This is a genomic window from Stappia sediminis (assembly GCF_009826895.1).
Lineage (GTDB): Bacteria > Pseudomonadota > Alphaproteobacteria > Rhizobiales > Stappiaceae > Hongsoonwoonella > Hongsoonwoonella sediminis.
Map to the genome: position 1 here is coordinate 173,465 of NZ_WUMV01000007.1, position 20,779 is coordinate 194,243.

Consider the following 20,779-nt stretch of genomic DNA (forward strand, 5'->3'; position numbering starts at 1 on the left):
AACCAAGATCCATGAATATGCCAATTGCAGAAGCAGCGCACGGCGACAAACGTGAAACCGTGCCGTCCGGACGGGGTTCCACGCGCGAACGTGTGGAACGCAGCCTGCGCTATGCGCTCCTGACGGGGCGTTTCGTGCCCGGCCGCCCGGTGACGTTGCGCGGGCTGGCACAGGACCTTGGCGTGAGCCCCATGCCCGTGCGCGAGGCGCTTCGTTCGCTCGCCGCCGAAAAGGCGCTCGACATCAAGCCGAACGGGCGCGTGCAGGTGCCGACGATGACGCCGGAGCGGCTTGCCGAGATCCTGAAGGCGCGGCTCATGCTGGAGCCCGAGCTGGCCACAAGGGCCGCAGGCAGCCTTGAATTGGCGGACGCCAGGGCGCTGAAAGAGCTCGACGACGCAATCGACCTGAGCATCGATGGCGGCGACGCGGAAACCTATATGCGGCTCAATCACGCCTTCCATTTCCACGTTTATCGCGCGGCAAGGTCCGAAGTGCTGCTGCCGCTCGTGGAAAGCCTCTGGCTGCAGTTCGCTCCCTTCATGCGCATCGTCTACGGGCGCGTCGGCACGGCGGTGCTGGAAGATCACCACAAGGAGGCGATCGCCGCTGTGGCCGAAGGTAACGCAGAAGCGCTGCGGGCGGCCATCGCGGCGGACATACTTGGCGGCATGAAGCTGCTTCAGGATGCCGGCTATGAAGCAATTCCCGATACATATTCGACCAAAGATTGACACATGAAGTTTTGTGATCACAAATAGACGCCACAATTCCGGACCCTGAATTTGCCAATATGCTCAAGGTGTCCGGCCCGAACGAACCCTCGACCCCGCAAAGGTCCGCATGAGCAAGAAGAAGAAATCCCAGGAACCATCGATCGCAAGCCGCCGTGGCGTGACCTCGCTGGAAGAGGCCCACACGTGGCTTGCCGAAAGAGGCATTGAGGATATCGAATGCATTGCCCCGGACATGGCCGGTGTCGTGCGCGGCAAGATGATGCCAACAGAGAAATTCTTCTCCGGCCCGATCATGACGATGCCGTCGTCGATCTTCGCGCAGACGATTTCGGGTGACTATCCGCCGGACGACGACAAGTTCCAGCACAATCCGACCGACGGCGATATCTTCTTCCGCGCCGACTATTCGACTTTGACCGTCGTGCCGTGGGAAAGCGACCCGACCGCGCAGCTCATCCACGACGCCTACACGAAAGACGGCATTCCGGTGGAGACGGCGCCTCGAAATGTTCTCAAGCGTGTATTGCAGCTTTATGAGGATCAAGGCTGGGAGGCGGTGATCGCCCCGGAGATCGAGTTCTACCTCGTCAAGCCGAACACCGATCCGGATTACCCGCTGGAGCCGCCGACCGGACGTTCGGGACGTCCGGAAGCCGGGCGTCAGTCCTATTCGATTACGGCTCTGAACGAGTTCGACGACCTGATCGACGACATCTACGACCTGTCGGAGGCGCAAGGCCTTGAAATCGACACGCTGATCCATGAGGACGGCGCGGCGCAGATGGAGATCAACCTGCGCCACGGCCAGCCGCTGGAGCTTGCCGACCAGGTGTTCATGTTCAAGCGCACGATCCGCGAAGCCGCGCTCAGGCACAGCATGTACGCCACCTTCATGGCCAAGCCGATGTCGAACCAGCCCGGCTCCTCCATGCACATCCACCAGTCGGTCCTCGACCGGGAGACGGGCCAGAACATTTTCTCCACGAAGGACGGGGAAGCTTCGCCCGCCTTCCTGAACTTCATCGGCGGACACCAGAAATACCTGCCGGCGGTCGCCTGCATCATGGCGCCCTACGTCAACTCCTACAGACGCTTCACGCGCAACACGACGGCGCCCGTGAATCTGTTCTGGGGGCACGACAACCGCACCGTCGGCCTGCGCGTGCCGAACTCCAAGCCCGCCGGGCGCCGGCTCGAGAACCGCGTACCGTCCTCCGACTGCAATCCCTACCTCGCGATCGCAGCCTCGCTTGCCTGTGGCTACCTGGGCCTGACGCAGAAGCTGCACCCGGACGAGCCGAAGACGGGATATTCCAGCCACGTGATGGACGCGCTGCCTCGCGGCCTTTTGGAAGCGCTGGACCTTTTCAGCGAATGCGAGGAACTCGGCGAAGTCTTCGGCGAAAAATTCGTCAACACCTACCGGGCGGTCAAACATGAGGAGTTCGAAACCTTCATGAGCGTGATCAGCCCCTGGGAGCGCGAATACCTGCTCCTGAATGTCTGAAGTGGCGATTTCAGGCCGCTTCCCGAACCTGGACCGATATTCGGCCCTCCATAAATGCATGATCCAGATGGAGGTCGTCATGCCCGCCACATCTAACATTTACCCGACGAAACAATTGCAGGAGCGCGACGCCGCCCACCATATTCACCCCTTCACCGACACGGGCGCGCTCAACCGGGAAGGTTCGCGGATCATTACGGGTGCCGAAGGCGTTTGGCTGACGGATTCCGACGGCAACCGCTATCTGGACGGAATGGCGGGCCTTTGGTGCACGCAGGTCGGCCACGGCCGCAAGGAGATCGCGGATGCCGTCTACGATCAGATGCGCCAGCTCGACTATTACAATACCTTCTTCAAGACATCCCATCCGCCGGCGGTGGAGCTTGCCGACAAGCTCGCCCAACTGACCCCGCCGCAGTTCAACCGCGTGTTTTACACCGGCTCAGGATCGGAGGCGAACGACACCGTCTTCAGAATGGTGCGCACCTACTGGGATTTGATGGGCGAGCCGAAGCGCAAGCACATCATCGGCCGCTGGAACGGCTATCACGGCTCCACGCTTGCCGGAACGAGCCTTGGCGGCATGACCGCCATGCACGCTCAAGGGGACCTTCCCATCCCCGGCGTCCACCACATTGCCCAGCCCTATTGGTTCGGCGAGGGCGGCGATATGAGCCAGGAGGAATTCGGCCTCCTTACCGCGCGTGAACTGGAACGCGCGATCGAGGAAATCGGCCCGGAAAACGTCGCGGCCTTCATCGCGGAGCCGATACAGGGTGCGGGCGGCGTTATCATTCCGCCCGAGACCTATTGGCCGGAAATCTCGCGGATCGTGAAAAAATTCGGCATCTTGCTCGTCGTGGACGAGGTGATCTGCGGGTTCGGACGGCTCGGCACCTGGTTCGGCTCGGATTATTACGGCATCGAGCCCGATCTCATGCCTATCGCCAAGGGGCTTTCCTCAGGCTATCTGCCGATCGGCGGCGTGATGGTGGCCGACAAGGTGGCCAATGCCTTCATCGAAAAAGGCGGAGAGTTTTTCCACGGCTACACCTATTCCGGTCACCCCGCATGCTGCGCGGCGGCACTCGCCAACCTGAAGATCATGGAAGAGGAAAAACTGGTCGAACGGGTGGCGGAGGATATCGGCCCCTATCTCCAAAAAAGCTGGAAGGAACTTGGCGATCATCCGCTCGTCGGCGAAGCGCGCATGGTCGGTCTCGTCGGGGCGCTGGAGCTGGTACCTGTGAAGGGCGACAGGAGCAAGGCATTCACGCCTGTTGGCGACGTCGGCACGCTGTGCCGCGATATCTCCTTCAACAACGGCCTCGTCATGCGCGCCGTGCGCGACAGCATGATCATTTCTCCACCTCTGGTGATTTCACATGAGGAAGCGGACATGCTGGTGGAGCGCGCGACCAAAACGCTCGACCAGACGTTCGACCGGCTCAAGCGCGACGGGCGGCTTGCGGCATAAGGTAAAGCGATGACCGAGATCGTGAGCGCTCATCCGCATTCGTACTATGCGGCGACTGCGCACAGCGCACCCGAACGTCCGCCGCTGAACGGCAAAGCAAGCGCCGAGGTATGCGTGATCGGCGGTGGCTATACGGGCCTCAATGCAGCGCTCACCCTGGCGGAGGCGGGGCGCCGGGTGGTGCTTCTGGAGCAGAACATGGTTGGCTGGGGCGCCTCGGGGCGGAACGGCGGCCAGCTCCATTCCGGCCAGCGGCGCGATCAGGGCTATCTCGAAACGGCTTACGGCAAGGAGACCGCCAGACGCCTTTGGAATTTTTCCGAGGAAGCCAAGGCCCTGGTGCTCGGCCGGATCAAGCGACATGCTATCGATTGTGACTGGCAACCCGGCCTCATCCACGCGGCTCACAAGCCGCAGTTCGTGGCAGAGGAAGCAGCTTACGCCGAGAAGCTCTCCCGCGACTATGGCTACGACGAGATCGAGACGCTCGACAGGCAGGAGCTTGCCGACACGATCGGCACGGACGCATATTTCGGCGGCATTCGCGACAAGGGCGCCGGGCATCTCCATCCGCTAAATTTAGCGCTTGGGCTTGCGAAAGCATGTGAATCGGCAGGCGTTACGATCCATGAGGCGACGCCGGCGATCAAGCTTACCCAGCGCTCGATAGGCTTTGCCGTGGAAACGCCGCATGGCGCGGTCGAGGCGGCCGATGTGCTTCTCGCCGGAAACGGCTATATGGCGGGCCTCGACAGCGATCTCGATGCCCGCGTCATGCCGATCAACAACTTCATCCTGACGACAGCGCCGTTATCGGAAGCCGAGGCCAACAAACTGATTCCGGGACGCGAGGCCATTGCCGACACCCGCTTTGTCGTTCACTACTGGAGGCTGACGAAGGACCGACGAATGCTCTTCGGCGGAGGCGAAAACTACACGCCCTCCTTTCCCAAGGACATTGCGGGTTTCGTGCGCGAGCACATGCTCAAGATTTATCCGCAACTTGAAAAAACGAAAATCGACCATGCCTGGGGCGGCACGCTGGCGGTGACGCAGACGCGGCTGCCGCGTGTGCGCAGGCTGAAGCCGGGCCTTTATGCTGCTGCCGGTTTTTCCGGGCAAGGGGTGTCCATTGCCGGCTTTTCCGGCCATGTAGTGGCGCAGGCCATGCTCGGCGACAGCGAACGTTTTGACGTGATGTCGGAGCTCAAGACACCCAGGTTTCCCGGCGGCCGCCTGCTGCGCTGGCCGATCCTGGTCCTGGCGATGAGCTGGTTCGCCCTGCGCGACAGGCTTTGATGGACGAACTCAACTCAGATACAGCGCCCGCCATCCACTTCCAGTGCGACGCCGGTGATGAACTCGGCCTCGTCCGAGGCAAGCCAGAGCGCGGCACTGGCAATATCCTGCGGCGTTGACAGGCGGCCGAGCGGGATCGTCGCACGGAACTGAGCCCGCTTTTCCGGCGTATCCTCACCCATGAAAAGATGCAGCATGCCGGTTTCGCCAGCCACCGGGCAGAGCGCGTTGACGCGAATGCCCATTGGCGCAAGCTCCACGGCCATGGATTTCGTCGCCGTGATCGCCCAGCCCTTCGATGCGTTGTACCAGGTCAGACCCGGGCGCGGGCGAAGGCCTGCCGTTGAGGCCGTATTGAGGATCACGCCGCCCCCCGCCGCTTCCATGATCGGCACGGCCTTGAGCGCGGCGAGATAGATCGCCTTTGCGTTCACGTCCAGGATGCGGCCGAATGTTTCCTCGTCGACATCGAGCATCGACCCGTTTCGATGGGTATAACCGGCATTGTTGACGAGGATATCGAGCCGGCCGAAACCGCTGGTGGCGGCCGCGACCATCGCTTCGACATCGGCTGCGACCGTGACATCCGCCCTCACTGCGGCGGCAGCGCCTCCGATCTGCGAAGCGACACGCGAGGCTTCCACGCCGTTCAGATCCACAACGACGACCTTTGCTCCTTCCTCGGCGAACCGCTTCGCAATCCCCTCGCCGAAGCCCGAACCCGCGCCCGTCACGACCGCGACCTTACCCGCAAGACGCCCGCTCATCCTCGTCTCCCTACCATACTTTTCCGTCATGCCGAACGCTCAACCGTGATTGAAGACCACCGTCTTGAGCGTGGAAAACTCGTTGAGCGCCTCGAAGCCTTTCTCGCGTCCGTGGCCGGATTTCTTCATGCCGCCGAATGGAAGTTCCACGCCGCCGCCCGCCCCATAGGCGTTTACGAAAACCTGGCCGGAGCGCACATGCCTTGCAACGCGCATAGCCTTTTGCCCGTCGGTGGTCCAAACGCCGGCAACGAGGCCGTAATCCGTTTCATTGGCAATGCGGATGGCTTCCGCTTCGTCGACGAAGGGGATGAGCGCCAGCACCGGGCCGAAGACTTCCTCTTGCGCAAGCGGGGCATCCGCGGGCACGGGACCGAAAACCCTCGCCTTCGAGTAGAAACCACCTTCAGGCGTATCCGGCGCGACCGATCCCTCGCCGATCAGCGCAATCCCGGCTTCCCGGGCTTCTCTCACGTATTTCTCGACGCGCGCCGCCTGTTCGGCAGAGACAAGCGCGCCAAGGTCGAGGTCACGGTCGTGCGGCCCAGCGACAAGCGCACGGAACCGGTCTCGCAAACAATCCCTGACTTTTGTGAATATCGCCTCCTCGACGAGGAGCCGGCTGCCCGCAGAGCATGTCTGGCCGCAGTTCTGGATGATCGCGTTGACGATGACGGGAAGGGCGGCCTTGAGATCCGCATCCGCAAAGAGGATCTGCGGGGACTTTCCGCCGAGCTCCAGCGTGCAGCCGATGCGATTGCGCGCCGCCGCCTCCTGGACCAACGTTCCAACCTCGGGCGAACCGGTGAAGGTCAAAAAATCGAGGCCGGGATGGTTGGCAAGTGCCGCGCCCGCCTCTTCGCCGAAACCGGTCACAATATTCCACACACCTGGAGGAAGGCCCGCGTCGAGCGCAAGTTCGGCAATGCGAATGACGGAAAGGCAGGCCTGCTCGGCAGGTTTCATGACGAGCGTGTTGCCCATGGCGAGCGAGGCGCCGGCCACGCGCGCCATGATCTGAGCGGGATAGTTCCACGGCACGATGGAGCCGACGACGCCATGCGGCTCTCTGAGGGTAAGTGCGAGGAAGCCTTCCTGAACTGGGATCGTGTCGCCATGAACCTTATCCGCCGCACCGCCATAAAACTCGAAATAGCGCGCGGCGGCAGTGATATCCGCCCGTCCCTGGCGCAGCGGCTTGCCCGTGTCGCGGGATTCAAGCGCTGCCAGTTCTTCAAAGTTTTCAAGGATGAGTGCGGACAACCGCGACAGGATGCGCCCGCGCTCGACCGCCGGCATGGCGGCCCACGGTGCTTCTTCAAGCGCGTTTCGCGCGCAAACCACTGCACGTCCGACGTCCGCGGCGTCACAACGCGGTATGCGCGCGAACGACGTTCCATCCGACGGGGCCAGCATTTCGATCGTGGCACCGGTGGCTGAGGGGCATGAAATTCCTTCGATGACCGCTCCAAAATCGACGCGACCATTTTCCGTACCGCTCAAATGGTCCATCCTGTCCTCGCCGATGGCCTGTGTTGCTAGGGTCAGGACCTAATAAATTGAGGGGAATGGTATGAGCCAATTTTGTTGGATACGAGGAGAAAAACCGCAGGAAACCGTCCGGTTTTCAAGGTTGTTCGACAAAGTAGCCAGCCAGATCGGCCATATCTGTTCAGACACCGAAACGGCTTCGACCTGCCTTGTCGAAGCGCTTGGCCGGGTAGTCAACCCGCTCCGCGCCCTTCTCCTGGCATCTCTTTGCCGTTTCAGGTGCCATTTCCGTCAATTTAATAGATCCTGACCCTTGTTTTCCAAAACGGTAGTTGATGGCGCATGCCACGGCAATGGGCACTATCGGTTACGTCATACAAATCAACGAATAACGTCCGGGGATCAACTTCTTGCCTCTTGAGACAATAGCCGGCGTGAAAGCGCAAGGAGCGCGGCTAGCAATGCTATGCCATGCGTGCGGAAGGCGGCGCTATATCCGCAACAGCTTTTCAGACGACGAAGTCCTGGAAGAGATTGCCGCGAGGCTCAAATGCCATCGCTGCGGCTCGGGCGAAGTCGAGCTTCAGGCCCTTGTCCGCGACCCTGCAACCGGCTTCTGGCCAGCCGAACACGGGTAAGGGCCGGTGGCCCGATCAATCGATCCAGCAGCGCGGTGCTCTTCCGCTCGCTTCCTGCCAGGCACCAAGTGAGCGGCGCGTCTTGAAGCCGATCAAGCCGTCGGCGCCTCCAACATCATGGCCCTGCGCTTCGAGCTGCAATTGAAGCTTGCGTACCGCGCCGCGCGTCGCCGTGGGTATGCGCGACCAGGACTGCACGAAGCCGGCATTCCGCCCGTATCGGTCGGCAAGATGGCCGACAAAAAGCGCATAGACATCCGACTCGTTGTATTCCTTCAAGACGTAGAAGTTTTCGGTGGCGAGAAATCCCGGACCATAACGGCCGGCGGGCATCAGCAGATAGCCCTTGCGCCGCTGCTCCGCGCCCGGGAATTCCCGGCCCGCAACGCGTTTCACCCCCTCGCGCATCCACTCGGAGATAGGCTGACCCCGGTCCGGCCCCTCGCGTGTGCAGGAAACCGAAGCAGGCACCTCAACCTCATAGCCCCAGTCGCGCCCCGTTACCCAACCGTGTTCCTGGAGGTAATGGCCGATAGAGGCCATGGTGTCGACATCGGAGCGCCATATGTCGCGATGTCCATCGCCATCGAAGTCGACAGCATATTTCAGGAAGCTCGACGGCAGGAACTGCGGTTGGCCAAGCGCGCCGCCCCAGGACGAGCGGAAGCCGGATCGCGAGATATCGCCATTATCGAGGATCTTGAGCGCCGCGATCAACTCGCCGCGATAGAAGTCCTGCCGCTGGCCCATGAATGCGCGCGTTGCCATCACCCTGAGCGCGTCATGCGGGATCTTTGCCCGCCCATAGCCCGACTCCCGCGCCCATATGGCAAGGATGATGCGGCCCGGGACGCCATACCGCTTTTCGATCGCCGCGATCTGGCTTGCGTATTTCTGCGCGAGCGTACGCCCGGAAGAAACAAGCGAATTGAACTGCTTGTCGCTGAAATAACGGGACGGCGCGCGAAACTCGGACTGATAATTGATCTGCGGCGGCACGTTGCCTTGCCCCGGCTTTGCAAGGCCCGGCAGGGACGTGTCGAGTGTCAGCCCCGAAAGCTCTCGAGAAAGAGCTTTCTCGGAAACTCCGGCCCGGCGGGCCTCGGGTACGATCTCAGACCGAAGGAATTGCCTGAATGCAGCTTCATAACCGCTTTGACCGGATGCCGGGCCGGATGTCAGCAACAGCCCGGCGAACAATACGGCCAACAATCGCGCCATAAGCCTTCTCCCAAATGACATGACGTTACGAAAGATTTCGCGAACGGCCAAAGAGATCAAGTGGACTGAATCTTCATGGGATAAGGAACGGCACAATTTGGGCTCTCCTGATATGAGAGCTGGACTAAAATCACGAGATTTTCCTTGTTCGCACCCACAAAAAAGCCACCGCCCCTGCGGCGCGGGGCTTCTGGAAAGGGGAAAAAATTACCCGTCCGCCCGCGAATGGTCCCTCCCCCCCGCGCCCCGCCGGCTTGTTGTTGGCGCCTTCCGTAAAGCCGCGTTCCTCGAGAAGCGCCTTGGTGTCCTTCAGCATCTCCATGGAGCCGCAGATCATGCCACGGTCGGTGGCAGGGTCGAGCGGCGGCACGCCAAGGCGCGAAAACAGTTCGCCATTTTCGATCAGCTTGGTGATGCGGCCCATTACCGGGTAGTCTTCGCGCGTGGTCGAGGTGAAAAGTTTGAGCTTGTCCTGTGCAAGCTCGCCGATCAGCGGGTCGTTTTGCGTTGCCTCTACAAGGTCCTGCGCGTATTTCAGCTCCGCAACCTCGCGGCAGGTTTGCGTGAGGATGACTTCCTCGAATTTCTCATATGTCTCGGGGTCGCGAATGATGCTCGCGAAGGGCGCGACTCCGGTGCCGGTCGAGAACATGTAAAGCCGCTTGCCCGGAATCAGTGCATCGTTGACGAGCGTGCCGGTCGGCTTCTTCTTCATCAGGATCGCATCGCCCGGCTGAATCTTCTGCAGATGCGAAGTCAAAGGCCCGTCCGGCACCTTGATGGAAAAGAACTCCAGTTCCTCGTCCCACGAGGGGCTGGCGATCGAATAGGCACGAAAGATCGGTTTTCCATCGACCATCAGGCCGATCATCACGAACTCGCCGGAGCGGAACCTGAAGCTCGCCGGCCGCGTCACGCGAAACTTGAAAAGGCGGTCCGTATAATGCTGGACCGACTTGACCGTCTCGACGAATGTGCCGGCAGGCGCAACGGCGACCAGCTGATCCGGCTTGCTCAGAACATTCATGAGGCACATCCCATGTTCGGGCGAAACACGTTTCTTCCTGCCCGTCGGAAGCGGCAAGAATAATGTTTCGCCATCAATTCTTCAATTACGGGTCTCTTCGGACAACCGCAAGTGATCCGATTTCGACATTTGCCTCCCATTGCAGCATTCGCCCGAGCAATTGCCGAAATCATAAGGATCACTAGCAACTTTATGATTCTAGTGGTGCTTTTAAATTTGACATTTGAGCATGAGCCTGGCCGCAGCCGAGACTCAAATGTCAAATTCGCTCCACTAGGCGACACGTCGACGCGCCCATGGGCGCGTTCCGAGCGGCACTTCGCCGTCGCGTCCCACCGGCTGCAGGTAGATCGGCACCTCGTTGAGGCGATCTTCTTCCAGTGCCCGGCGCGTGGGCGCGTGGCTGATCTCGAAACTGCCGATCCCGCAGCGGATCATGAAGGGGATCTGGTCGATCAGCACATCACCGATCGCCCTGAGTTCGCCCTTGTAGCCGAATTTCTCGCGCAGGAGGCGGGCGGACGAGTAACCCCGCCCATCGGAGAACTTCGGAAAATCAATGGCGACCATCGGCAATTTGGCGAGATGGGCAACGAGCCGCTCCGCCTTTTCACCCGCACGGATCACCACACCGAGTTCGACGCCTTCCGGTGCTGACCCTTCAAGGGCGAGAAACCGGTCCGGCGAAACCAGCACCTTGCCGCTTTCCGGCAGATCGGCCTCATCTTCGAGCACGGCCCATTCGTTGGGACCGAAAATACCGTTCTTGTAGATCGTATTGCTCATCGTCAGATCCCAGCTCCATCCTCGTTCTCGCCGGGAAGGGCGAAGTGTATCCCGCACTCGGTCTTGTCCTGCCCCCGCCAGCGGCCGGCGCGCGGGTCTTCGCCCTCGGCCACCTTGTCGGTGCAGGGCATGCAGCCGATCGACGGGTATCCTTTTGCGACCAACGGATGGCGCGGCAGGTCGTGCTCCTTCATATGCGCGATGATGTCCGCAGCCGACCACGCGGCGAGCGGATTGATCTTGATGCGCCCTTCCTCCGGCTCGAAAGCCGGCAAGATGGAACGCCCCGCACTCTGGAAGCGCTTGCGCCCGGAAATCCAGGCATCAAAGCCTTTGAGCGCACGCGCAAGCGGCATCACCTTGCGGATATGGCAGCAACGGTCATTGTCGCGCAGCCATAGCGCGCCATCAGCATCCGCGGCGGCAATGTCTTCCGGCTCGGGCGTTACCGAGCGAACGTCGGTCAGCCCCAGCCGCCCGGCAAGCTCATCGCGATAACTCAGCGTCTCCGCGAAATGCTTGCGCGTATCGACGAAGATCACCGGAACATGCGGATCGATCTTCGCGACGATATGCAAGAGCACGGCGGAATCCGCCCCGAAGGAGGAGACAAGGCCGATGCGATCTCCGTAAAGATCGAGCGCGACGCGCAAGATCTCTTCCGTCGACGCATTGCCATGCTGCGCCTCAAGCGCCCGCGCTTCGGCGGCAACCGCCTCCGCAGGGTCGAGGGCCAGCAGGCTGGCTTCATTGCGTCCCATAAAGCGCCTCCTTGAACGGGGTCTCGCCGACACGGCGATAGGCCTGGAGGAAGTCTTCCTCCTCCCCGCTCCGGATGTTGAGGTAGGTGTCGACAACGGTTTCGACCGCGTCCACAACCTCTTCGTAGGAGAACCCGCGACCGACGATCTCGCCGATCGAGCTCTTCTCGTCGGCGGAACCGCCGAGCGTGATCTGATAGAACTCCTTGCCCTTCTTCTCCACGCCGAGAATTCCGATATGGCCGACGTGGTGATGGCCGCAGGCATTGATGCAGCCGGAGATCTTGATCTTCAGATCGCCGATCTCCTTCTGGCGCTCTGGCGTGCCGAAACGCTCCGAAAGCCGCTGCGCGACCGGGATGGAGCGAGCGGTGGCAAGCGCGCAATAGTCCATGCCCGGACATGCGATGATGTCCGTCACGAGGCCGGCATTGGCTTCCGCCAGCCCGTGTTCCTTCAGCACTTGGTAGATCGCCGGGACATCGGCCTTCAGCACGTGCGGCAGGACGAGGTTCTGCTCGTGGCTGACGCGAATTTCGTCATGGCCGTATTTCTCGGCAAGATCCGCGACGACGTCCATCTGTTCCGCGCTCGCGTCGCCCGGCGCTCCGCCGATCGGCTTCAGCGAGATCGTGACGGATGTGTAACCCGGCTGATGATGCTCGTTCAGATTCCTCTGCGCGAAATCGGCAAAGCCCGGCATCGTCTCGATAGCGGCGGCAAAATGGCTCTCATCGCCCGGCGCCTTGAAAACGGGCGGGGCGAAATATGCCTCGATCCGGTCGACCTCGTCCTTCGGCAGGGTGAGGATACCGCCACGGATCGCCTCGAATTCGCGCTCGATATCGGCCTTCAGTTCCTCCAGACCGGTCTCGTGAACGAGTATCTTGATACGGGCCTTGTACTTGTTGTCGCGCCGTCCGTAGAGGTTGTAGACGCGCAGGATCGCCTCCGTATAGGCGAGAAGATCAGCCTCGGGCAGGAAGTCGCGCACCTTGCGCCCGATCATCGGCGTGCGGCCAAGACCACCGCCGACATAAACGGTGAAGCCGGTCTCACCCTCTTCGTTGCGCGCAAGCTGCAAGCCGATGTCGTGCACCTGAACGGCGGCCCGGTCATTCGGCGCCCCGGTAATCGCGATCTTGAATTTACGCGGCAGGAAAGAGAACTCCGGGTGGAGCGACGACCACTGGCGCAGAATTTCCGCGTAGACGCGCGGGTCCGCTATCTCATCGGCGGCCGCACCGGCGAAATGATCCGCCGTCACGTTGCGGATGCAGTTGCCCGACGTCTGAATGGCGTGCATTTCCACTTCGGCAAGTTCGGACAGGATTTCCGGCGTCTCGTCGAGGCGCGGCCAGTTGAACTGGATGTTCTGGCGCGTCGTGAAATGGCCGTAGCCGTGATCGTACTTGCGCGCGATATGCGCAAGCCTGCGCATCTGAACCGAATTCATCGTTCCGTAGGGCACGGCAACACGCAGCATATAGGCGTGAAGCTGCAGGTAGAGACCGTTCATCAGCCGCAGCGGCTTGAACTGCTCTTCCGTCAGATCACCGGAAAGACGGCGGCGGACCTGGTCGCTGAACTGCGCGACACGTGCCAGAACGAATTCGCGGTCGAACTCATCGTAGCGATACATTACTGAACTCCTTCGGCCGCGTTACGCGGCATTCACGCGGCGACGGGCCTGCTTGCCGAGATCGAGTCGCATGGTAGGCCCCGCCGCACGGATCTGTTCACGGAAGCGCACGGGGATCAGCACGCCTTCCTCAACCGTCACATCGATGGAATAGACGTCGACCACTTCCTGGCGGTCGGCTGAGGCGGCACCTTCTTCCAGCGCCTCGGCTTCCGCTTCCTTCGTTTCCAGGACATGGGCTTCGCCAAGATCCTCAACCCACCGTCCACCGGCTCCAAGCCAGACGACTTCGCCATCGAAAAGGCGGTTGGCGGTAACGACTTTCATCATGTCTGTCCTCATGCGGCGTATGCGGAATTGGAGGATGTGCGGGGCGAAAGCGTCAGCGCGCCCTGGAGCGCACCGTGGCCGACGGCATCACCAACCAGGATCAGCACCGGGCCGTCGACATCCTCATGGGTTTCAAGGTGACAAAGCTCGGCAAGCGTGCCGGCGAAAATCGTCTCATCCGTCCGGCTGGCGTTTTCAACAACGGCGACCGGAGTGGTGGCGGCAAGCCCGGCATCGATCAGACGTGCCGAGACACGCGCAGCGACGCTGCGGCCCATATAAACGGCCACCGTCGATCCCTTCAGCGCAAGGTCGATCCATGCGGGCAGCGTTTCCCCGTCTCGGTCGTGCCCGGTCGCGAAAACAAGCTGGGAAGAGACGCCGCGTAGCGTAAGCGGGACTTGCGCGGAAGCGGCCGCCGCGAAGGCGGCGCTCACGCCCGGCACGACATCGCAGCCGATGCCGGCCTCGCGAAGTGCGGCAAGCTCCTCGCCCGACCGGCCGAACACCAGCGGATCGCCGGCCTTCAGACGCACCACACGGCGCCCGAGCGAAGCCTCGCGAACGAGAAGCGCGTTGATTTTATCTTGCGAGGCGGAATGAGCGCCCTTGCGCTTGCCGACCGATATACGCTCGGCATCGCGCCGGCCCATCGAGACGACAGCTTCGGGCACGAGAGCGTCATGGACGATGACGTCGGCTTCCTGCAGGACGCGCTGCGCCCGCAGCGTCAGAAGGTCCTCCGCGCCGGGGCCGGCACCGACGAGCCAGACGAATCCGCGCTCGTCCTGCTCGCCATTCAACAGGCGCTGCGCTTCCGCACGCGCGACATCTACACGGCCGGACTGGACATTGTCGGACACGGGGCCGGAAAAGAATTTCGCCCAGAACCGGCGGCGGGCGACACCATCCTTCAGGACGCGCGACACGGTCTCGCGAAAGCTTTCGGCAAGGCGGGCGAGCTCACCCGTCTCGCGCGGCAGCATCGCCTCGATCCGCGCGCGGATATGGCGCGCCAGCACCGGGCCGACGCCGGTCGACGTAATGGCGACAGCAACAGGCGCACGATTGACGAGCGCCCCGACGTAAAAATCGCAAAGCTCGGGCCGATCGACGGCGTTCGACGGAATGCCGGCGGCACGCCCGGCCTCAACGACGGCTCGGTCCTGTTCCTCCTCGCCGCTCGCGGCGAAAACTAGAGCGGCACGCTCCACATGCTCCGCGCGGAAGCGCTCACGAATGATAAAGGCGCCGGCCTTTTCTGCGGCACGTTCAAGTACTGGTGCGGGCGCCCTGGACACAATCTCGATCTTCGCCTGGGTTTCGGACAGAAGCCTGACCTTGGCGGCAGCCTCTTCTCCGCCGCCCACGACAACGACGCGCCGGCCCGCGACCTTCTGGAAGGTCGGGAACACCGAAAGCTTGCTGTCGCTCACCGTATCGGGCCTCATGGCGCACTCCGGGCGGTTTATCCAAAGACGCCACAAGAGATAGCGATCCCGCCTGCGGATTGCCGGGCATGGAATTTCAATGCTCGAACCGAAAGGAGAAAAGAATTCCAGTTGCGGAGTTACCGGCAAGACAACCGGTTGAATCCGAATACGAAAGGACCGATTAAAAGGAATTTCCAAAAATCTCCACAAATGAACAACAAGAACGATTTAAACCCATCAATGTTCCTACTTCCTGAGTACGATTTTCCAATAACGCCACTTAACGTGCCAAGCTGAGGCCTGCCCGTTTTGGACAAGGCGCAGACAGGCATGCTATGCCTCACGATCGAAAAGACCGATTGTGCGCAATTCTGCCGGCGACCTGTTGGAGCCAGTCTTGCCTCAATGCGCAGCAACGAAGGAACAGCTCATGACGACGGCGAAACAGGGCGACAAGGTTCGCATCCACTACACCGGAAAGCTGACCGACGGGACGGAATTCGATTCTTCCGAAGGTCGCGATCCCCTGGAATTTACCGTCGGCGCCGGCGAGATCATCAATGGTCTGGATCGCGAGGTCGACGGCATGGAAGTCGGCGAGAAGAAGAGCGTTACCATTCCGTCGGATGACGCCTATGGCCCGCATCACGCCGACCGCGTGCAACAGGTGCCGCGTGACATGATCCCGCCGGAAATCGACCCGACGGTCGGCGCGCGCCTGCAGGCAACCACCGGTGACGGAAACCTGCTCGTCTTCACGGTTACCGCAACTGACGATGCGAACGTTACGCTGGACGCGAACCACCCGCTTGCCGGCAAGGATCTCGTGTTCGACGTGGAATTAGTGGAAATCGCCTGACCGGCGCCAGCAGAACAACAATATGAAAAGGCCGCCGGGTGCTTCGGCGGCCTTGTTTTTTCGAACGGAATTTCGAGCGTTCAGCGGATCGGCTGGAGGATCGATACGTAGTTGGCGACAGCGGCGCCGCCCATATTGAAGACACCGCCGAGTTCCGCTCCCTTGACCTGAATGCCGCCGGCATTCCCCGTAAGCTGCATGGACGTCAGCACATGCATGGAAACGCCCGTCGCGCCGATCGGGTGACCCTTCGCCTTGAGCCCGCCCGAAGGATTGACCGGCAGCTTGCCATCCATCTCCGTCCAGCCTTCCAGAATGGCGCGCTCACCTTCGCCCTCCGGTGCCAGACCCATCGCCTCGTATTCGATAAGCTCGGCAATGGTGAAACAGTCGTGCGTCTCCACGAAGGAGAGATCATCGAGCGTGATGCCCGCGCGATCGAGCGCCTTGCGCCATGCCTCGCCGCAACCCTCGAACCTCAGGATGTCGCGCTTCGACATCGGCAGGAAATCCTGCACATGCGCCTGCGAGCGAAAGGCGACCGCCTTGTCGTGTGAAAGTGCGGAGGAAATATCGGTCAGCACAAGCGCTGCCGCACCATCGGACACAAGCGAACAGTCCGTCCGCTTCAGCGGGCCTGCGACATACGGGTTCTTCTCGCTTTCGGCACGGCAGAAATCGAAGCCCAGGTCCTTGCGCATCTGGGCGTAAGGATTGTTGACGCCGTTCCTGTGGTTCTTTGCGGCGATCTTCGCAAGCGCGTCAGACTTGTCGCCGTATTTCTGGAAATAACCCTGGGCGATCTTTCCGAATACGCCCGCAAAGCCCGCGGGCGTATCGCCGTCTTCGGGCAGATAGGAAGCCTTCAAAAGGTTCCTGCCGATTTCCGGCCCCGGGGTCGTCGTCATCTGCTCGACGCCGACGACGAGCACGCGGCGGGCGTCGCCCGACCTGATCGCACGTACGCCTTGATGCACGGCCGCGGACCCGGTCGCGCAGGCGTTTTCCACCCGCGTCGCCCTCTTGAAGCGAAGGGCCGGGTCGGCCTGCAGGACGAGCGAAGCAGTGAAATCCTGCGCCGAAAAGCCTGCATTGAAATGGCCGAGAACGATCTCGTCGATATCCTTCGGCTCAAGGCCCGCATCGGCGATCGCGTCGCGCGCGACCCGCACGATCAGGCTTTCGACGGTTTCCTCGGAATGCTTCCCGAATGGCGTATGCGCCCAACCTACGATGGCGGCGGTCATTGGTCGTTCTCCCGTGAAAGGACAGGACTATATACGAATTCGGGCCGGATCGTTTCACCTTCGGTCCGGCAAGGCAAGAATTTTATTTACGGGCACGTCAATACAAGAGTATTATTTTATATATATCAATTTGTTACTCCGGATTTCCCGTTCGCCCAAGGCCATATTGCCATGCCCATGCCATGCCTGTTTCCGTGGTTTCGCGCGGTTGATATTCCGCACCGATCAGCCCTGAGTAACCCTTCATGACCAGATGCTGGATCACAAAGGGGTAGTTGATTTCGCCGGTATCCGGTTCGCCGCGATCCGGCACCGCCGCGATCTGGATGTGGCCAATGCGAGCCCAGTTCCACTCCAGCCGATTGATGATGTTCCCTTGCTGGAGTTGCACATGATAGACATCGAAGAGGATCTTCACCCGATCGGAGCCTACGGCATCGAGCACCTCGACCGCCTGTTCGACACTTGTCAGGAAATAACCCGGCCTGTCGATCGTATTGAGTGGCTCGATCAGAAGTGTGATCCCCGACGACCCCACCTTTTCGACCGCCTTCTTGAGGTTGGAAACGAAAGTCTCGAAAGCGGCGGTGCGCGCATCGTCCGGCACGTTTCCGGCCATGACGTGGATCATTCGCACACCGAGCGCCTTGGCATAGGAAAGAGCCAGATCGAAGCCGCGTTCGAAATCTTCCTCTCGTCCCGGAACGGCGGCAAGACCCAATTCCCCGGCGCCCATATCTCCGGGCGGCGTGTTGATCCCGGTAAGCCTGACCATGCTGCGTTCCAGCGCACCGGCGATTTCCTCGATCGAATGGTCGTATGGCCAGTGGCATTCCACGCAATCGAATCCGACTGCCTTTGCCGCCTCGAAACGCTCAAGAAACGGGCGATTGGAGAAAAGAAATGCAATATTGGCCGCAAGCTGGATCACGCCACCCCTCCCCAAATATGTGGATTCTCAGGGTAACCCAGCAGGATTCTTGAACCAAGGTGCAACGGGTGGTTATTTCTGAACGACTACCCGTACAGGAAAATTCCATGTCAGATGCCCTTCCAGTATCGGCCTTCATCATCGCCAGGGACGAAGCCGACCGGATCGGGCGGGCGATCGACAGTGTCATCGGCCTGTTCGACGAGGTCATCGTCGTCGACAGCGGGTCGAGCGACGGCACGCCCGCGGTGGCCGAAGCGCACGGCGCGCGTGTCATATACAACGATTGGCAGGGATATGGACCGCAGAAACGTTTCGCCGAAGACCAGTGCCGCAACCGCTGGCTCTTCAACCTCGATGCCGACGAGGCTGTAACGCCTGTCCTTGCGAAGGAGATTCATGCACTTTTCGAGACCGGACGCATTGCCGATGCCGATTGCTGGCAGGTTTCGATAGACGATGTGTACGCCCATGAAACCGGCCCCGCGCCCTGGGCTTATGGTTACATCCAGATCAGGCTCTACGATCGCGAGAAGGGTCGTTTTTCCGAATCTCCCGTGCATGACACCGTCCGTCCCGTTGCCGGCGCACGGCTCGGCCGCCTCAGGCAAGTGATGGAGCACCGCTCCCTCCGCTCGATCGGGTTTCAGGTCGACAAGATGAACCGATACTCCGCCATGCAGGTGGCAGACCTTGCCGAACGCGGGCGCAAGCTGCCGCGGTGGAGAATTCTGACGGAATTCCCCATCTCGTTCCTCAAGGCCTATTTCGGCAGGCGCTATGCGCTTTACGGCTGGTGGGGCGTCATCATCTCGATGAACTACGCCTATTCGCGTTTCCTGCGCGTGGCCAAAGGCTATGAATTGGAGATCGGCGAAAGCCGCTGAAGTCCGTTTTCTCCGGTTCCCGCCTTCGTCGGCAGGAAGATCGTGAAGCAGGTACCTTCGCCGGGGCGTGAGATCACGTCGATGCGCCCGCCGTGCTTGTTGACCACGATATCATGCACGATCGCCAGGCCTTGTCCGGTACCTTCCCCCACATCCTTGGTGGTGAAGAAGGGATCGAAGATGCGCTCGAGATTTTCGGCCGTGATCCCGACGCCGCTGTCCTCGATTTCTATCATGATCTCATGCGGTTGTTCGTGGCGTGTGCGGATTGCAAGGAACCCGCGCCCACCATCGCGCACCTGCCTGGAGACCTTCAACGCCTGAACGGCGTTCACGACGAGGTTTAGCCAGACCTGGCCCAATTCGTTTGAATAGGCTTCGATTTCCGGCAACGCCGGGTCGAGATCCAGGATGACATCGGCGACATGCTTGATGTCGTTTCGACAAATTATCGTAGTGCCCTCTACCGCCTCGTTGACGTTGCAGGGGGCGGCGACGCCGCTTCCCGGGTGGCTCAGTCCGCGCATGGACGCTACGATCCTGCCGATCTGCTCGATTCCTCCGATCGCCTCGGATATCGCGGCCGGAATTTCCTTGCGCAGATAATCCGGATCGCCAACCCCGCCGGCTGTCTCGCTGTCCAAAAGCCCGGGCAGGCTGCTTTCAAGGAAACGAAGGTTGTCTCCGACGAACTGCACGGGGGTGTTGATTTCATGCGCAATGCCGCTTGCGAGCGTGCCAAGCGCCTCGAGCTTCTGGTTCTGCCGTGTTCTAACGGCTTGCTGACGTGCGGCGCGCGCCGCCGCCTGGCGTCGAACCGCCTCGTGGCCTGCATGCGCGATGGTTTCGAACAATTCTTCATCGCCACGGTCGAATGCGCGAGGCGCACTCTTGAGGCACATAACCAGGCTCGCGCCGTCATCGAGCATTTTCGTCGAGACGAGTGCCGAACGCCCGAGTTCGCGGACTTCTTGGCCGGCGGCATTCCAGAACGCACGCTCGGTAAGGTCGTCGATCCGGTTGAATTCCTTTGATCCGGCCGCTGACACGAGCCCGGACAAGTCCTCCTTGAGGACGTTTTCGCTGGCAAGACGTGCCGCCTCGACCTGATATCCGGGCGTCTTCCGGCGAATGAAAAGAACGGAAGCCGGCGCAAACGCCGCCGCGAACTCGCGCGCCGCCCCTTGAGCGAAGGCTTCGGCATCGGTCTCTTCGGTGAAAAGGCGAAGGAGATTCGCAAGAGTTCTGGAGGTGTCCCGCCCCGACGTCCACAAGGGCCGGATGCTGCCATCGTTCAACGCGCTGGCGGGGCGGAATTCGATAACGCCTTTTGATGATCTTCGCGCCACGCCCCGGCCCCTCGAACTGCTGCTTCACCGGAACCCTAAGCAAAGGCTTTTTCGTAAGCGTTTGCCCATTCGCTAAAAGTCGAACTATCGCAGGAAAAGCCGCATTATCGGCATTGACGGTTGAAAGGACGATGTTTTCCGAAAATCGAACAAGGCGCGGATGCAATTCGTTAAGTTTAACCTGGGCTTTTGTGCGGAAACATGATCCATGTCCCAAAACGGGGATTTGGACAACGTCTCGCAAGTGGCATCTATCGTTTAAAGGAAACGGGGACAACAAAGGCGACTGTAGCTCCCAGCCAGCCTCGACACCGCCTCTTCCTTCTCCGGGCCCGGCCTTGCTCCGGCCGCGCCTGACAGCACAACTGACGAGAAGGCGCGTTGCAAACC

Annotated in this window: 18 protein-coding genes and 1 pseudogene; 7 read left to right on the forward strand and 12 right to left on the reverse strand. The window is 61.0% G+C overall.

Annotation, left to right across the window (positions count from 1 at the left end):
- Positions 1-17: 17 nt before the first annotated feature.
- The 4 genes from GR183_RS15140 (at position 18) to GR183_RS15155 (ending at position 5,020) form a co-directional block, all read left to right on the forward strand.
- Positions 18-734, forward strand: a complete 717-nt coding sequence (locus tag GR183_RS15140) for a GntR family transcriptional regulator (RefSeq protein ID WP_160776495.1) — start codon at positions 18-20, stop codon at positions 732-734.
- A gap of 109 nt (positions 735-843) precedes the next feature.
- Complete coding sequence (locus tag GR183_RS15145; RefSeq protein WP_160776496.1) at positions 844-2,244, forward strand: glutamine synthetase family protein; 1,401 nt, start codon at positions 844-846, stop codon at positions 2,242-2,244.
- A gap of 79 nt (positions 2,245-2,323) precedes the next feature.
- Positions 2,324-3,721: an aspartate aminotransferase family protein gene (locus GR183_RS15150; RefSeq protein WP_160776497.1), complete on the forward strand. Its 1,398-nt coding sequence runs from the start codon at positions 2,324-2,326 to the stop codon at positions 3,719-3,721.
- A 9-nt stretch (positions 3,722-3,730) separates the two neighbouring features.
- On the forward strand, positions 3,731-5,020 hold the full coding sequence (locus GR183_RS15155; RefSeq protein WP_160776498.1) for an NAD(P)/FAD-dependent oxidoreductase: 1,290 nt from the start codon (positions 3,731-3,733) through the stop codon (positions 5,018-5,020).
- 14 nt (positions 5,021-5,034) lie between these two features.
- Here GR183_RS15155 and GR183_RS15160 read toward each other — a convergent pair whose 3' ends face one another.
- On the reverse strand, positions 5,035-5,787 hold the full coding sequence (locus GR183_RS15160; protein WP_160776499.1) for an SDR family oxidoreductase: 753 nt from the start codon (positions 5,785-5,787) through the stop codon (positions 5,035-5,037).
- Positions 5,788-5,826: 39 nt separating this feature from the next.
- Entirely contained in the window at positions 5,827-7,299 is a 1,473-nt protein-coding gene (locus GR183_RS15165; RefSeq protein WP_160776500.1) for an aldehyde dehydrogenase family protein, read from the reverse strand.
- 389 nt (positions 7,300-7,688) lie between these two features.
- On the opposite strand from GR183_RS15165, the gene GR183_RS15170 reads away from it, so the two are divergent.
- Positions 7,689-7,916, forward strand: coding sequence for a hypothetical protein (locus GR183_RS15170; RefSeq protein WP_160776501.1), 228 nt, complete (start codon positions 7,689-7,691; stop codon positions 7,914-7,916).
- A gap of 15 nt (positions 7,917-7,931) precedes the next feature.
- On the opposite strand, the gene GR183_RS15175 is transcribed toward GR183_RS15170, so the two are convergent.
- From GR183_RS15175 to cysG, 7 genes and pseudogenes are all read right to left on the reverse strand, one after another.
- Positions 7,932-9,137, reverse strand: a complete 1,206-nt coding sequence (locus GR183_RS15175; RefSeq protein ID WP_160776502.1) for a lytic murein transglycosylase — start codon at positions 9,135-9,137, stop codon at positions 7,932-7,934.
- 217 nt (positions 9,138-9,354) lie between these two features.
- Positions 9,355-10,164, reverse strand: a pseudogene (locus tag GR183_RS15180) (ferredoxin--NADP reductase); the annotation flags it as partial.
- 273 nt (positions 10,165-10,437) lie between these two features.
- Complete coding sequence (locus GR183_RS15185; RefSeq protein WP_160776504.1) at positions 10,438-10,950, reverse strand: DUF934 domain-containing protein; 513 nt, start codon at positions 10,948-10,950, stop codon at positions 10,438-10,440.
- Between the two features lie 2 nt (positions 10,951-10,952).
- Positions 10,953-11,711 carry a phosphoadenylyl-sulfate reductase gene (locus tag GR183_RS15190; protein ID WP_160776505.1) on the reverse strand — a complete coding sequence of 253 codons (759 nt, stop codon included), beginning with the start codon at positions 11,709-11,711 and terminating at the stop codon, positions 10,953-10,955.
- A complete protein-coding gene (locus GR183_RS15195) occupies positions 11,698-13,353 on the reverse strand; it encodes a nitrite/sulfite reductase (protein ID WP_160776506.1) in 1,656 nt (551 codons plus the stop codon). The genes GR183_RS15190 and GR183_RS15195 overlap by 14 nt, the downstream gene beginning before the upstream one ends.
- A 21-nt stretch (positions 13,354-13,374) precedes the next feature.
- Positions 13,375-13,680 (reverse strand): DUF2849 domain-containing protein, encoded by a 306-nt coding sequence (locus tag GR183_RS15200; RefSeq protein WP_160776507.1) that lies wholly within the window; start codon positions 13,678-13,680, stop codon positions 13,375-13,377.
- An 11-nt stretch (positions 13,681-13,691) separates the two neighbouring features.
- Positions 13,692-15,134, reverse strand: a complete 1,443-nt coding sequence (gene cysG, locus GR183_RS15205) for a siroheme synthase CysG (RefSeq protein WP_160776508.1) — start codon at positions 15,132-15,134, stop codon at positions 13,692-13,694.
- Between the two features lie 412 nt (positions 15,135-15,546).
- Here cysG and GR183_RS15210 point away from each other — a divergent pair, with 412 nt between their 5' ends.
- Entirely contained in the window at positions 15,547-15,975 is a 429-nt protein-coding gene (locus GR183_RS15210) for an FKBP-type peptidyl-prolyl cis-trans isomerase (RefSeq protein WP_160776509.1), read from the forward strand.
- Between the two features lie 80 nt (positions 15,976-16,055).
- Here GR183_RS15210 and GR183_RS15215 read toward each other — a convergent pair whose 3' ends face one another.
- Together GR183_RS15215 and GR183_RS15220 are read right to left on the reverse strand one after the other, a co-directional pair.
- A complete protein-coding gene (locus GR183_RS15215; RefSeq protein WP_160776510.1) occupies positions 16,056-17,222 on the reverse strand; it encodes an acetyl-CoA acetyltransferase in 1,167 nt (388 codons plus the stop codon).
- Between the two features lie 133 nt (positions 17,223-17,355).
- Positions 17,356-18,153: a hydroxypyruvate isomerase family protein gene (locus GR183_RS15220; RefSeq protein WP_160776511.1), complete on the reverse strand. Its 798-nt coding sequence runs from the start codon at positions 18,151-18,153 to the stop codon at positions 17,356-17,358.
- 107 nt (positions 18,154-18,260) lie between these two features.
- Here GR183_RS15220 and GR183_RS15225 point away from each other — a divergent pair, with 107 nt between their 5' ends.
- Positions 18,261-19,040 (forward strand): glycosyltransferase family 2 protein, encoded by a 780-nt coding sequence (locus tag GR183_RS15225; protein ID WP_160776512.1) that lies wholly within the window; start codon positions 18,261-18,263, stop codon positions 19,038-19,040.
- Here the strand turns inward: GR183_RS15225 and GR183_RS22280 are convergent.
- Positions 19,010-20,389 carry a sensor histidine kinase gene (locus GR183_RS22280; protein ID WP_160776513.1) on the reverse strand — a complete coding sequence of 460 codons (1,380 nt, stop codon included), beginning with the start codon at positions 20,387-20,389 and terminating at the stop codon, positions 19,010-19,012. The genes GR183_RS15225 and GR183_RS22280 overlap by 31 nt on opposite strands.
- Between the last annotated feature and the right edge of the window lie 390 nt (positions 20,390-20,779).